This window comes from Methylomonas aurea, assembly GCF_024505045.1.
In the GTDB taxonomy this organism is placed as follows: Bacteria; Pseudomonadota; Gammaproteobacteria; order Methylococcales; family Methylomonadaceae; genus Methylomonas; species Methylomonas aurea.
The window spans coordinates 1-12,939 of the sequence record NZ_JANIBM010000014.1; the positions used below are offsets into that span (position 1 = coordinate 1).

The following is a 12,939-nucleotide window of genomic DNA, read 5'->3' on the forward strand; positions in this document are numbered from 1 at the left end:
CACGCTGGACGGCGTGATCGGCCCGCTGAACGAAGCAGTTGACGTGCTAAGTCTGGTCGAACAAGGCGACCTGACCCGCAGCATCAACGGCGACTACAAAGGCCAACTCGGCGACTTCAAAGACACCGTCAACAACACCATCGCCAACCTGTCGAAAACCATCGGCGAAGTGATCATGGCCGCCGACCAACTGACCAATGCCGCCGAACAAATCAGCTCCACCTCGCAATCGCTGTCGCAAGCGGCCAGCGAACAAGCGGCCAGCGTCGAAGAAACCAGCTCCAGCATCGAAGAAATGGCGGCCAGCATCAACCAGAACGCTGAAAACGCCAAAGTCACCGACGGCATGGCCGGCAAAGCCTCCAAAGAAGCGGTGGAAGGCGGCGCAGCCGTGAAACAAACCGTAGACGCGATGAAAGAAATCGCCGCTAAAATCGGCATCATCGACGACATCGCCTACCAAACCAACATGCTGGCCCTGAACGCAGCAATCGAAGCGGCGCGGGCCGGCGACCACGGCAAGGGCTTTGCGGTGGTGGCGGCCGAAGTGCGCAAATTGGCGGAACGCAGCCAAGTGGCGGCGCAGGAAATCGGCGAACTGGCGGGCAGCAGCGTGAAAACGGCGGAAACGGCCGGCAAGTTGCTGGACGAAATCGTGCCCAGCATCGCCAAAACCTCCGACCTGGTGCAAGAGATCGCGGCGGCGTCGCAAGAGCAATCGGCCGGCGTCAGCCAAGTCAACAACGCCATGAACCAAATGAACCAAATCACCCAGCAAAACGCCTCGGCCAGCGAAGAGTTAGCGGCGACGGCGGAAGAAATGACCGGCCAGTCCGAACAACTGCAGTCGCTGATGGCGTTCTTCAAAATCGGCCGCGGTGGTAGCGGCGCGGCGCGGCGCTCCCCAAAAGCCTCGCGGCGGGTGGAAAAGGTAAAACCGGTTTCGCATTCGAGCCCTGACTACGAAGGCGAGGCGGAATTCGACATGAGCCAATTCGAACGTTTCTAAGGGGGTGGGCATGGGGGCGATCGCGACTACATCCAACCAGTTGCCGACGGCAGCCGGATCTCTGGCTGCTGCAGGCCAATATTTGACGTTTGTGCTAGGCGGCGAGGTTTATGCACTGGGGATTTTGAATATCAAGGAAATTATCGATTACGGCCAACTCACCGAAGTGCCGATGATGCCGTCGTTCGTGCGTGGCGTGATTAATTTGCGCGGCAGCGTGGTGCCGGTTATCGACTTGATGGCCAGATTCGGCAAAGGCGTTACGCAAATAGCCAAACGCACCGGGATTGTTATTGTCGAAACTGCCGTCGGCGAGCATGATGAGGGGCATAACCAGGATATCGGCATTATTGTCGACGCGGTGAACGAGGTGGTGGACATCGGTCCGCAAGATATTGAGCCGCCACCCAGTTTCGGCACCGGTATCCGACCGGATTTCATTAGCGGTATGGCGAAACGGGATAACCGCTTCGTGATTTTGTTGAATGTCGGCAAAGTGCTTTCGGTGGATGAGATGGCGGACTTGGGGCAGACCGTTTTCGGACTTGCCCCGGAAGGAACAGGAGAATGAGGGGGATGGTAATGGCCGCCACTAACCATTTGTCCGGCACTGCTCCCGTCTTGCATCAGCATGAATTCGCCTGGATCAGGGACTTCCTCTACAAGCGCGCCGGAATCGTGCTGAACGATAACAAGCAGGCGATGGTGGTGGGGCGCTTGGAGAAGCGACTGCGGCACCACGGTTTGGACAGCTATACCGAATATTTCCGTCTGTTCGGCCGGCCGGGCTTCGAAAACGAAACCACCATGGCGATCGATTTGTTGACCACGAACGAAACCTATTTTTTCCGCGAACCCAAGCATTTCGATTTCCTGACCCAGCATATTCTGCCGCAACATTCGTCTGGCCGGACATTCCGGGTCTGGAGCGCAGCGAGTTCCAGCGGCGAGGAGGCTTATACCATGGCGATGCTACTAGCCAATCAAACCCGGTTCGGCCAGTGGGAAATTGTCGGAACCGATATCTCCAATCGGATCTTGGAAAAGGCTCGGCGCGGCCTATATCCGAACCATGGGGCGGAAAAGATTCCGCAAGCGCTGTTGAAGAAATATTGCTTGAAAGGTACCGGCGATTTCGACGGCTATTTTTTGATCGATCCGGCGTTGCGCAAGCGCGTCAAGTTCGTTTACGCCAATCTGATCGGTAACTTGCCTAACTTGGAAATGTTCGATGTGATTTTTCTACGTAACGTGATGATCTACTTCGACATGGAAACCAAGCAGCGTTTGCTGGAACGTATCACCAACTACCTGTTGCCGGGCGGCTACTTTTTCGTCAGCCATTCGGAGTCGCTAAACGGCATGAAGACCGATTTGCAAATCGTTACGCCGTCCATCTACCGCAAGGCGGCGAACGCTTGAATTCGGGCGCGGCATGAACAAGCCGGAATTCTTTCTAGAGATATTTTTACAGCCGGGCGAGCTGTATTTTGGCGACAGAGAGACTAGGATTAGGACGGTTTTGGGGTCGTGCGTGGCGATCACATTGTGGCACCCGAAATTGTATATCGGCGGTATGTGCCATTTCATGCTGCCGGGAAACCGCAGGCTGAATCGTCGCAAGGGACTTGATGGGCGTTATGCCGACGATGCGTTGTTGATGTTTATGGATGAGTTGAGAGAATCAAACACGGCGCCGAAGGATTACGAAGTGAAAATGTTTGGTGGCGGTGACCAGTTTCCTGGGCAAACTCAATCGGATCGAATTAGCGTACCGGACAGCAATGTGATAGCCGGCAGAACCTTGTTGGCCCATCACGGATTCAAAATTAAAGCCGAACACTTGGGCGGTACCGGCCACCGAAATGTGATTTTCGATTTGTGGAGCGGGCACGTCTGGATGCGGCACGTTTCGAAAGGGTTGGAGCGGGTGCGGGCATGAACGGAAAAAAAATCAGGGTGCTGATCGTCGACGATTCGGCGGTAGTGCGCCAAGTGTTGACTCAGTTATTAAACAAGTCGGCCGACATCGAAGTCATCGGTTCGGTATCGGACCCGATCTTCGCGATGGCTAGAATGAATCAGGATTGGCCGGATGTGGTCGTGTTGGACGTGGAAATGCCGCGGATGGACGGCATTACTTTTCTGAAAAAGATCATGTCGGTGCGGCCGACGCCGGTGGTGATTTGTTCGACCCTCACAGAAAAAGGTGCCGAAACCACGATGCAGGCCTTGTCGGCGGGTGCTACCGGCATCGTCACTAAGCCCAAGGCCGGCTTGAAAGCCTTTTTGGAAGACGATAGCGGCGACATTGTGCATGCGGTGAAAGCGGCAGCCATGACCGATATGCGGCGGATGAAGGCGATGACGATGGCGTCTCACGCCCGGCCAGCGAAACCGTTGGAAGTTACCCCGGCTGCCGCTGGCGCTCAAGCGTCGGCGATGGCGGCGACCACCGACCGCTTGGTGGCCATCGGCACATCCACCGGCGGAACCCAGGCTTTGGAAGTAGTGTTGACCCAGTTGTCGCGGATCGCGCCGGGTATCGTTATCGTGCAGCATATGCCGGAAAAATTTACCGACGCCTTTGCCGCGCGCTTGAACGGCATCTGCGAAATAGAAGTCAAGGAGGCGGTCAGTGGCGACCGGGTTATCCCCGGCCGTGCCTTGATCGCACCGGGCGGCAAACATATGACGGTCAAACGCAGCGGAGCGCAATACGTGGTCGAAGTCCAGGACGGCCCGTTGGTGAATCGGCACCGGCCGTCGGTCGACGTGCTGTTCCGCTCGGTGGCGAAATGGGCCGGCAAGAATGCGTTGGGCATCATCATGACCGGGATGGGCGACGACGGCGCGCGCGGCCTGAAAGAAATGCTGGCGGCTGGCGCCCGTACTGCCGGCCAGGACGAAAAAACGTGCGTCGTGTACGGTATGCCCAAGGAAGCGGTGAAATTGGGTGCGGTGCAACAGGAACTGCCATTGCAGGCAATTGCGAGCCTGATCGAGCAATACGGCAAGTAATTCGTTTCAAAAAACTCAAATTCCGCCGCCGTCTCGGTCATAATTGGCTTTTTATTTCCGGGGGCCGTCATGCGTTATTTACATACGATGGTGCGGGTGAAAGATCTCGCCGAATCGCTCGACTTTTACTGCAACAAATTAGGTCTGGCCGAGGTTCGGCGCATGGAAAGCGAAGCCGGGCGCTTTACTCTGGTGTATTTGGCGGCACCGCAAGACCGGCAAAGCGGTACAGGGAACGATGCACCGCTGCTGGAGCTGACTTACAACTGGGATACGGAAGATTACGGCGGCGGCCGCAATTTCGGCCATGTGGCGTTCGAAGTGGACGATATCTACGCAATCTGTCAAAAGTTGGCCGATCAAGGCGTTACCATCAATCGGCCGCCGCGCGACGGCTACATGGCTTTCATTCGTTCTCCGGACCAGATTTCCATCGAGTTGCTGCAAAAAGGCGCTGCATTGCCGCCGCAAGAGCCTTGGGCGTCTATGGCGAATACCGGCGTTTGGTAAGGCATAGGCCGTTGCTACCGTTAAGCCTGTACATTCATTTTCCGTGGTGTATCCGCAAATGCCCCTATTGCGACTTCAATTCGCACGCCGTTAAAGAGCCGATTCCGGAGCAACTTTATATCGACGCCTTACTGGCCGACTTGCGGTCGGACTTGAGTTTGCTGGCGACGCAGCGCGAAATCGGCAGTATTTTCATGGGCGGCGGAACCCCCAGCTTATTTACGCCGGACGCGCTCGATCGCTTGTTTGTCGGGATAAGGCAGCAGGTCGAATTGGCCGCGGATTGCGAGATTACGCTGGAAGCCAATCCGGGAACCTTCGAGAGCGCCAAATTTGCCGAATTCCGGGCCTTGGGCATCAATCGCCTGTCCATTGGCATCCAGACCTTTTCCGATCGTCACTTGCAAATCCTAGGGCGGGTGCATTCCGCCGCAGAAGCCGCTGCAGCGGTGGAGATTGCAGCAAAGGCCGGATTCGACAACTTCAATCTGGACCTGATGTTCGGTTTGCCGGAACAAACTCCCGAACAGATGCTGGCCGACGTGCAAACCGCGATCGATCTGGCGCCGACGCATATTTCGTTTTACCAGTTGACGCTGGAGCCCAACACCTACTTCCACAAATTTCCGCCCAGTTTGCCGGACGGCGATGCGATATTCTCCGCACAGAAACGCTGCCAGCAATTAATGGCCGACCACGGCTTCCGTCAATATGAAGTTTCGGCTTACGCCAAACCCGGCCGGGAATCGCGGCATAACAAAAACTATTGGCAATTCGGCGATTACCTCGGCATCGGTGCCGGCGCCCATGGCAAAATCAGCCGAAGTTTGCCCGCCGACATTGTGCGTACCGTCAAGCCGAAAAGCCCGGAGCAGTATTTGCGCGGCGGATGGGCCGCAAAACCGGAACCGATTGCGGTAAAACAGTTGCCGCTGGAATATTTGATGAACCAATTGCGCCTGAAGGCCGGCTTCGATTTGGCGCAGTTTCATGCCGCAACCGGTTTGGCTGAACCAAGCTTGCAACCTGGTTTGGCGATTTGTCTGGAACATGGCTTGTTAAGCCGCCAAGAAACGCGCTACACCTGCACGGAGCGGGGTTGGGATTTGCTGGATCTGGTCCTAGAAAAATTTATCGATTAGTGGGGCACGGTTATAATGAGCGCTATTTGATTTTGTAACATTCCCATCATGCTCGATTACCAGAAACAGTTTATTCAGTACGCCTTGGATTGCGGAGTGCTGAAGTTCGGCGAATTTCAATTAAAGTCGGGGCGGATCAGCCCTTATTTTTTCAATACCGGTTTGTTCAATACCGGCGCCCAACTCGACCAGCTAGGCCGGTTTTACGCGCAGACGCTGATTAATGCCGGCGTAGAAGTCGACGTGTTATACGGCCCGGCCTATAAGGGCATCCCGTTGGTCAGTACGACGTCGATCGCTTATTCCCGGTTGAAAGCCGACATCCCGTTTGCCTTCAACCGCAAGGAAGCCAAAGACCATGGCGAGGGCGGCACGCTGGTCGGTGCGCCGCTGCAAGGCAAGGTCTGGATTCTGGACGATGTGATTACCGCCGGGACTTCGGTGCGCGAATCGGTGGATATCATTGGCGCCGCCGGCGCGACCGTTGCCGGCGTCGTGATTGCGTTGGACCGCCAGGAAAAGGGCCAAAACGAGTTGTCGGCGGTGCAGGAAGTGTCGGCCCAATTCGGCGTACCGGTATTGGCGATTATCGGTTTGGCCGACATCATCGAGTTTATCGCTCAAGACCCGGCTTTTGCCGACAAATTGCCGGTGATTCGCGCTTACCGCCAACAATACGGAATTTGAGCCGCGACGCGCGCTACCGGCTAATGCTTGTGGATTATTGGTCTACACTTAGCCGTTACTATCAGCCCCCATATTGAGTACAGTCAGCACAAAGGCGAGCCATGAGAAATCTGGAATTTAAAGATCAGTTGCACGAGTACACGCATTGGCGCGAACAACTGATTCAGGGCATCGAGATGTATCGCGACTGGCGTAATCGCTACCGGTTCAACGATCCGCAAAGTACCGATACCTTGCTCAACATTTTGCAGGGCTTGCATAACGACCGCGTGACGTTGGCGTTCGTCGCCGAGTTTTCCCGCGGCAAGACCGAATTGATCAATTCGCTGTTTTTTGCCGAAACCGGCGTGCGTTTGCTGCCCTCCTCGCCGGGGCGCACTACGATGTCGCCCACCGAATTGTTTTGGGACGAAAAAGGCGGCAGTTACATCCGACTGTTGAATATCGAAAGCCGCTTGGAAGACATCTCGCTGATGGACTACAAGCGCAACCCGGACCGCTGGACCCAGATCGATTTGAACTGTGATTCCCCGACCCAGATGCAGGAAGCGTTCCGCGAGTTGATCGCGACGAAAAAGGTATCTAAGGATGTGGCCGACAAGCTCGGACTCTGGAACGAGCGCGAAGCCGCCGAGCAGGGCATCATCAATCCGGAATTCGTCGAAGTTCCGTGCTGGCGTCACGCTATGATCAGTTTCCCGCATCCGTTGTTGAAAGAGGGTTTGTGCATTTTGGACACTCCGGGCCTGAACGCGTTAGGCACCGAGCCGGAGTTGACCTTGAGCATGCTGCCGAGCGCCCAGGCTATCGTCTTCGTGTTGGCGGCCGACACCGGCGTGACCAAGAGCGATTTGGAAATGTGGAAGAGCCACGTCTGCAGTTCGCGCGGAAACCGCCGCCAGGGCTTGGCCGTGGTGATGAACAAGATCGACTCGATGTGGGACGATTTGGCCGGCGAAACCGGGTACGAGGCCGCGATCCAAAAGCAGATCGAGACTTCGGCGATGATCCTGAATCTGGAAAAAGAGGTTATCTTCCCGGTCTCGGCCAAGCAGGCGCTGCTCGCAAAAGTTAAAGGCGACGATGCTTTGCTGGAAAAGAGCCGGCTGCGGCAACTCGAGAATTACCTGTCCGAAGATATTTTGAATCAACGCCGCGATATTCTGAAAGGCGTGGTGGATAAGGAAATCGGTTTCCTGATCAGCGAGTCGGTCAAGTTGATGGAGGCCAAGATCAACCATGCCCAGAAGCAGTTGGAAGAGTTCAAGCAGGTTGATTTCGAAAACCAGGAATTGACCGGCAAGTTGATGGCGGAAACCCGCGACCGGCAAAACGCCTATATGGCCAACATCGAAAACTTTCAGGCCAGCCGGAAAGTGTTTGCCGTGCAGGCGAAAATGCTGATCGATTCGTTCGCCAAGGAAAAGATCGACGAGATCATTCGCCGTACCAAGGAGGACATGAGCAAAAGCCTGACCACCTACGGCATGAAACAGAACATGCGCAAGCTGTTCGACGAATTGCGCGATTTATTGCAGGATTCGGTGGATTTAACCGAAGAAACTCGGCGCCTGATCAAGGCTATTCATAAGAAATTCCAGGATGAATACGGCTTCAAGGAAATCGAGCCGCAATTGTTCTCGATCAAACAGCACCAATTCGAATTGGAGCAGATTTTCGAGGAAGGCGAAGCGTTCCGCAACAGCGCCAGAACCACAATGACCGAGCAAAGCATCGTGGTCAATAAGCTCTACAACACTTTGATCGCCAAGGCGCGCAACATACTGCAGCAGGCGCAACGCGATGCGATAACCTGGAGCAACAGCGTGTTATCGCCGTTAATGCACCAGATCAAAGACCATAAAAGACAGATCGAAAGCCGATTGGTCATGTTGCGCAAGATCAACGAGTCCAAAGGCGGTTTGGCGGAAAGTATCGCCCAACTGGAAGCCGAGTTGGGGCCGTTGCAAGCCCAGTACCAGGAGTTGCTGGATATCATGAAATCCGTGCATTTGGAGCCTGCGGACTAGCCGGTCTGGCGTTTCGCCAGGCCTTTACCATTCGATTCTGCTCGCGTTGAGCAAATCGTGGAGCCGCTGCCAGTCGAATAGCGGGCCAGGATCCTCCTTGCGTTGCGGGGCAATGTCGCTATGACCGGCAATCCTTTGCGCGGATAAGCCGGGATATGTCGCCAGCAGGGCTGTAACCGCGTCGGCCAATTTCGCGTACTGCGCATCGGTATAGGCTTGCGTGACCGAGCCTTCCAATTCGATCCCGATAGAGAAATCGTTGCAGCGTTCGCGGCCCCGATAATTCGAAACACCGGCATGCCAAGCTCGGCGGTTGAATGGAACGTACTGGCGGATACTACCGTCGCGGCGGATCAGCAAGTGTGCCGATACCTGTAACTGGTGGATCTCCCGGAAATAGGGATCGGCGTTAGGATCGAGCCGGTTACAGAACAACTGATCAATATACGGCCCGCCGAATTGTTCCGGTGGCAAACTGATGCAATGAATCACCAGCAGCGTGATGTCTTGTGCGTCGGGCCTGTCGTCGCAATTCGGGGACGGGACTTGGTGGGCTTGATCCAGATAATGGTCTTGGATTTTCATCGTTGTCGCTCCGGCAATCGCAGCATTGTACCGCGCCCGGATAGGCCACGGCCGTCCGGCTTTGTTTATAATGCTGCCATCGTTTCAGACCGCCAGCCACACCATGCAACCAAACCCTGCAGAAATAGAGCGCTATTTAGCCGAAGATATCGGCGACGGCGATTTGACCGCTAAAATCGTTCCGGAAGCGATACAGGCCAGCGCAACCGTTATTACCCGCGAGGGCATGGTGGTGTGCGGTACTGCTTGGTTCGATGCCGTGTTCGAACGGCTCAGCCCGCAGTTGGCGATCGAATGGCTATGTAGCGACGGCGATTGGGCGGCCGCCGATACGGTGCTGTGCCGTCTGAGCGGCCCGGCCAGGGCTCTGTTGACTGGCGAGCGCACTGCGCTGAATCTGCTGCAAACGCTGTCCGCCACCGCCAGCGTCGCCCGCGAATATGCGAATGCGGTGGCCGGCACCGGCTGTAAAGTGTTGGATACGCGCAAAACCTTGCCCGGATTGCGGCTGGCGCAAAAGTACGCAGTGCAGTGCGGCGGTTGTTTCAATCACCGGATCGGCTTGTTCGACGCCATTTTGATCAAGGAAAACCATATTTTGGCCGCCGGGTCCATTGCAGAAGCGGTGCGTGCCGCCAGGAGCCAGGCAAACGTGCCGGTAGAGGTGGAGGTTGAAAACTTGTACGAGTTCGAGCAGGCTTTGCTGGCAAAGCCGGATCGGGTGATGTTGGACAACTTTAGCTTGCCGGACTTGGTAGTGGCGGTTAGCCGCAATCAGGGGCAAGTCGAATTGGAAGCTTCCGGCAATATCACGCTGCAAAACATCCGTAGCGTCGCTGAAACCGGAGTCGATTTTATTTCGATCGGCGCACTGACCAAAAATATCAAAGCAGTGGATTTATCGATGCGCATCGATATGCGCATCGGCTAATCCGGTCTTGCAAGCGCACTCAGCTGACAGCGTTCAACATCTCGTTTTCATAGAGTCGCAATTTTTTCCAGTTGGCAAATTTGCTGTCGTCGAATTGAGCGTCGTGGTCGATGGCGTGTTCGTAGCAGCTACGGAACAGGCGGGCGGTTCTGAAGGCATGTAATTCGTCATCCGCAGTTACTGTTTCGACGTTGCCGACCTGGAAGGTTTTATTGCGCGACTTGCCGTCTTTCACCCAGAACACCGTGTAGCAAAGATAACTTTTGTCCTTGCGGTGGTCGAATTTAATGGTTCTGGAAACGCCAGTCACTCCGGTCGTGGTTTTGTTTTTCGGCGGTTTCAGAAAGCGGGTTTTACTGCCTTTAAGTACGACCAACATCTGGTCGCGCCAAGTGATGGCCGCCTTCAGCGATTTGGTTTTGCTGCCCCACAACTTGTGGGAAAAATAGCGGCTGCTTTCTTTGCCGCGGCGGACGATACGGACTTGGAAGCCGAATGCGTCGGGTTCAGTGATGTGTTTTACTTTTGCCATACGTCGTAAACCAGGTGTTTGACAACAGCCCGCATAGAGGTGAATAACAATGTACGCAGACCGTCTGTTATTTATGTAAGCCGTGGATTACACGTTAGCGCGAAATTTACTGTCTTGCAAGCGGAATTTGCGGGGATTATTAGGCGATTACCAACTAATTTAGTGTAGAATAGGGTTCAGCCTTCTCGCAGAGGCGGAAAAAATGTCTTAACCTTCTGTTTTATAAATAAATATGGAGAAAAATCGATGAGCGTTTTAGTAGGTAAGCAAGCCCCTGATTTTACAGTTCCTGCGGTGTTGGGCGACGGCCAAATTGTTGACTCTTTCAGCTTTTCTGAAGCAACTCGCGGCAAATATGCGGTACTTTTCTTCTATCCGCTGGACTTTACTTTCGTTTGCCCCAGCGAATTGATTGCTTTGGACCACCGTATCGACGAATTCAAAAGTCGCGGCGTCGAAGTCATCGGTGTTTCCATCGATTCACACTTCACTCACAACGCCTGGCGTAACACTCCGGTCAACCAAGGCGGTATCGGCCCGGTCCGTTATACCCTGGCGGCCGACCTGAAACATACGATCGCACAAGACTACGATGTCGAATCCGCTATCGGCGTGGCTTATCGTGGTAGCTTCCTGATCGACAAGTCCGGTGTTGTTCGTCACCAAGTGGTTAACGACCTCCCTCTGGGCCGTAACTTCGACGAAATGTTGCGCATGGTGGACGCGCTGCAATTCCACGAAGAGCACGGCGAAGTCTGCCCGGCCGGCTGGAACAAAGGCGACGCCGGTATGAGCGCCAACCCAGCGGGTGTGGCTGAATATCTGAGCAAAAATGCTGACAAATTGTAAGCATTAGCCGGCATCGGAAAACGGGGCGTATCGTTGCGGCGATACGCCTTTTTTTTGGCCGACAAAATAGCAGAGGCGACAGTGCTATAGCATAAATGAGGGGCAACTCCTGCCGGAATATTGTCTGTCGATACGGCCGGTGCTAAGGTGTCGACAATGGCATTCGACTTAACTCAACCGCAATCAGCCGATGGCGCAAATTACCGGAATACTGCTAGCGGCGGGCGCGAGTCGGCGCTTCGGCGGCAATAAACTCAGTCATACGCTTCCCAGCGGCTTAGCCGTTGCCGAGCAAGCCTGCCGCAATTTAGCCCAAGCGGTGGATCGGGTGTTGGCGGTGGTGCGTCCAGGGGCTGACGGCGTTGCTGCGATGCTGGAAGCGGCTGGGGCTCGGGTAGTCGTTTGCGAGGGCGCCGATAGCGGCATGGGTGCCAGCCTGGCTTGCGGGATTGCCGCCGGCGCTAGTGCCGATGCCTGGCTGGTCGCTTTGGCAGACATGCCTTGGATTGCGCCGCAAACCGTTGCTTTGGTAGCGGATGCGTTGCGAAACGGCGCGGCAATTGTTGCGCCCTGCCGGGAAGGTCGGCGCGGCCACCCGGTCGGATTTGCCAGGCATTTGGCCACCGATTTGCTCGCTTTGCACGGCGATAACGGTGCGAAAAGCGTGATCGAGCGGCACAGTTCGCAATTGCAATTGGTCGAAGTCGCCGATCCAGGTATTCTGCGCGACGTTGATATGCCAACCGATCTTGTCCAAGTATAAATAACAGCGTGATTCTCGACATACTCGATCTGCAACTTTTGTTGCGCGAACAACGCCGGCCTTACGCGTTGGCCACGGTCACCGAAATTTTGGGCTCTTCGTCGGCAAAGCCGGCGGCGAAAGCGTTGTTGGATCACAACGGTCAGGTCCTGGTCGGGTGGGTTGGCGGCGGATGTGCGCAGTCCATGGTGGCCCGAGCCGCATTGGAGTGTCTGAAAACCGGAGAACCGTGCGTGATCGATATCGATTTAAACGACGAAATATTCGGCGCCGGCATGCCTTGCGGTGGCGCGATGCGGGTGTACGTGGAGCCGGTGCTGCCCAAGCCGCAACTGTGGTTGCTGGGCCACGGCCGCATCGTCGAGGCGGTTTGCGAATTTGCCCATCGGCTTGGCTTCGACGTGATCGTCGACGATCCGCAAGCGTCCACCGACCGCTTTCCGGCTGCGACCAAGCTAATCGACGATGATCTCAGGTATCGGCAACTCCAACCCGGCCCCGGCGATTTCGTCGTGATCGCCACTCACCACAAGGGCGATTACGATGCGCTGAGCCAAGCTTTGCATTCCGAAGCGTGTTACATCGCCTTGGTTTCCAGTCGCAAACGGGCAAAGTTGGTGCTGGATCGATTGGCTGGCGAGGGCTTCCCGCAAGCTGCATTGGCCAAAGTCAGGGCTCCGGCCGGATTGGATTTGGCAGCGAAATCGCCGGAAGAGATCGCGTTGTCCATCGTCAGCGAAATGGTCGCGATTCGCCGCGGCGGCAGCGGCTTGCCGCTGAGTCGGGCACTAGCGCCGGCCTGATCCGCCGACCTTTACCGGTCGCAAACCGGCGTGTAACATCCTCGGCCAATTCCGGTCTAGCTACGATTGTTAACGCA

General features: G+C 55.6%; 15 protein-coding genes. 13 read left to right on the forward strand and 2 right to left on the reverse strand.

What is annotated here, in order from left to right:
• The 9 genes from NP603_RS12585 to NP603_RS12625 all read left to right on the forward strand — a co-directional run.
• On the forward strand, positions 1–1,009 hold a 1,009-nt coding region (locus NP603_RS12585; protein ID WP_256611232.1), incomplete at its 5' end, for a methyl-accepting chemotaxis protein.
• Positions 1,010–1,019: 10 nt separating this feature from the next.
• A complete protein-coding gene (locus NP603_RS12590) occupies positions 1,020–1,580 on the forward strand; it encodes a chemotaxis protein CheW (protein WP_256611233.1) in 561 nt (186 codons plus the stop codon).
• Positions 1,581–1,591: 11 nt separating this feature from the next.
• Positions 1,592–2,431, forward strand: a complete 840-nt coding sequence (locus tag NP603_RS12595; protein ID WP_256611234.1) for a CheR family methyltransferase — start codon at positions 1,592–1,594, stop codon at positions 2,429–2,431.
• Between the two features lie 13 nt (positions 2,432–2,444).
• Entirely contained in the window at positions 2,445–2,951 is a 507-nt protein-coding gene (locus NP603_RS12600; RefSeq protein ID WP_256611235.1) for a chemotaxis protein CheD, read from the forward strand.
• Positions 2,948–4,030: a protein-glutamate methylesterase/protein-glutamine glutaminase gene (locus NP603_RS12605; RefSeq protein WP_256611236.1), complete on the forward strand. Its 1,083-nt coding sequence runs from the start codon at positions 2,948–2,950 to the stop codon at positions 4,028–4,030. The genes NP603_RS12600 and NP603_RS12605 overlap by 4 nt, the downstream gene beginning before the upstream one ends.
• Positions 4,031–4,099: 69 nt before the next feature.
• A complete protein-coding gene (locus NP603_RS12610) occupies positions 4,100–4,540 on the forward strand; it encodes a VOC family protein (RefSeq protein ID WP_256611237.1) in 441 nt (146 codons plus the stop codon).
• A gap of 11 nt (positions 4,541–4,551) precedes the next feature.
• Positions 4,552–5,682 (forward strand): radical SAM family heme chaperone HemW, encoded by a 1,131-nt coding sequence (gene hemW, locus NP603_RS12615; protein ID WP_256611238.1) that lies wholly within the window; start codon positions 4,552–4,554, stop codon positions 5,680–5,682.
• Positions 5,683–5,730: 48 nt separating this feature from the next.
• Positions 5,731–6,369 (forward strand): orotate phosphoribosyltransferase, encoded by a 639-nt coding sequence (gene pyrE, locus NP603_RS12620; RefSeq protein ID WP_256611239.1) that lies wholly within the window; start codon positions 5,731–5,733, stop codon positions 6,367–6,369.
• A 101-nt stretch (positions 6,370–6,470) separates the two neighbouring features.
• Positions 6,471–8,399, forward strand: a complete 1,929-nt coding sequence (locus NP603_RS12625; protein ID WP_256611240.1) for a dynamin family protein — start codon at positions 6,471–6,473, stop codon at positions 8,397–8,399.
• 24 nt (positions 8,400–8,423) lie between these two features.
• Here NP603_RS12625 and ampD read toward each other — a convergent pair whose 3' ends face one another.
• Positions 8,424–8,984, reverse strand: coding sequence for a 1,6-anhydro-N-acetylmuramyl-L-alanine amidase AmpD (ampD, locus tag NP603_RS12630; RefSeq protein WP_256611241.1), 561 nt, complete (start codon positions 8,982–8,984; stop codon positions 8,424–8,426).
• Positions 8,985–9,054: 70 nt separating this feature from the next.
• Here ampD and nadC point away from each other — a divergent pair, with 70 nt between their 5' ends.
• Positions 9,055–9,915 carry a carboxylating nicotinate-nucleotide diphosphorylase gene (gene nadC / locus NP603_RS12635; protein WP_256611242.1) on the forward strand — a complete coding sequence of 287 codons (861 nt, stop codon included), beginning with the start codon at positions 9,055–9,057 and terminating at the stop codon, positions 9,913–9,915.
• A gap of 19 nt (positions 9,916–9,934) precedes the next feature.
• Here nadC and NP603_RS12640 read toward each other — a convergent pair whose 3' ends face one another.
• A complete protein-coding gene (locus NP603_RS12640) occupies positions 9,935–10,447 on the reverse strand; it encodes a hypothetical protein (protein WP_256611243.1) in 513 nt (170 codons plus the stop codon).
• Positions 10,448–10,693: 246 nt separating this feature from the next.
• On the opposite strand from NP603_RS12640, the gene NP603_RS12645 reads away from it, so the two are divergent.
• The 3 genes from NP603_RS12645 (at position 10,694) to NP603_RS12655 (ending at position 12,862) form a co-directional block, all read left to right on the forward strand.
• Complete coding sequence (locus tag NP603_RS12645) at positions 10,694–11,296, forward strand: peroxiredoxin (RefSeq protein WP_256611244.1); 603 nt, start codon at positions 10,694–10,696, stop codon at positions 11,294–11,296.
• A gap of 190 nt (positions 11,297–11,486) precedes the next feature.
• On the forward strand, positions 11,487–12,059 hold the full coding sequence (locus NP603_RS12650; protein WP_256611245.1) for a nucleotidyltransferase family protein: 573 nt from the start codon (positions 11,487–11,489) through the stop codon (positions 12,057–12,059).
• Positions 12,060–12,067: 8 nt separating this feature from the next.
• A complete protein-coding gene (locus NP603_RS12655) occupies positions 12,068–12,862 on the forward strand; it encodes an XdhC family protein (protein WP_256611246.1) in 795 nt (264 codons plus the stop codon).
• The last annotated feature ends 77 nt before the right edge of the window (positions 12,863–12,939 follow it).

What these genes read in the sequence shown, in the direction of transcription:
- NP603_RS12590 (WP_256611233.1), top strand. Translation starts at nt 1,020, where the DNA reads ATGGGGGCGATCGCGACTACATCCAACCAGTTGCCGACGGCAGCCGGA.
- NP603_RS12595 (WP_256611234.1), top strand. Translation starts at nt 1,592, where the DNA reads ATGGCCGCCACTAACCATTTGTCCGGCACTGCTCCCGTCTTGCATCAG.
- NP603_RS12600 (WP_256611235.1), top strand. Translation starts at nt 2,445, where the DNA reads ATGAACAAGCCGGAATTCTTTCTAGAGATATTTTTACAGCCGGGCGAG.
- NP603_RS12605 (WP_256611236.1), top strand. Translation starts at nt 2,948, where the DNA reads ATGAACGGAAAAAAAATCAGGGTGCTGATCGTCGACGATTCGGCGGTA.
- NP603_RS12610 (WP_256611237.1), top strand. Translation starts at nt 4,100, where the DNA reads ATGCGTTATTTACATACGATGGTGCGGGTGAAAGATCTCGCCGAATCG.
- pyrE (WP_256611239.1), top strand. Translation starts at nt 5,731, where the DNA reads ATGCTCGATTACCAGAAACAGTTTATTCAGTACGCCTTGGATTGCGGA.
- NP603_RS12625 (WP_256611240.1), top strand. Translation starts at nt 6,471, where the DNA reads ATGAGAAATCTGGAATTTAAAGATCAGTTGCACGAGTACACGCATTGG.
- ampD (WP_256611241.1), bottom strand. Translation starts at nt 8,984, where the DNA reads ATGAAAATCCAAGACCATTATCTGGATCAAGCCCACCAAGTCCCGTCC.
- nadC (WP_256611242.1), top strand. Translation starts at nt 9,055, where the DNA reads ATGCTGCCATCGTTTCAGACCGCCAGCCACACCATGCAACCAAACCCT.
- NP603_RS12640 (WP_256611243.1), bottom strand. Translation starts at nt 10,447, where the DNA reads ATGGCAAAAGTAAAACACATCACTGAACCCGACGCATTCGGCTTCCAA.
- NP603_RS12645 (WP_256611244.1), top strand. Translation starts at nt 10,694, where the DNA reads ATGAGCGTTTTAGTAGGTAAGCAAGCCCCTGATTTTACAGTTCCTGCG.
- NP603_RS12650 (WP_256611245.1), top strand. Translation starts at nt 11,487, where the DNA reads ATGGCGCAAATTACCGGAATACTGCTAGCGGCGGGCGCGAGTCGGCGC.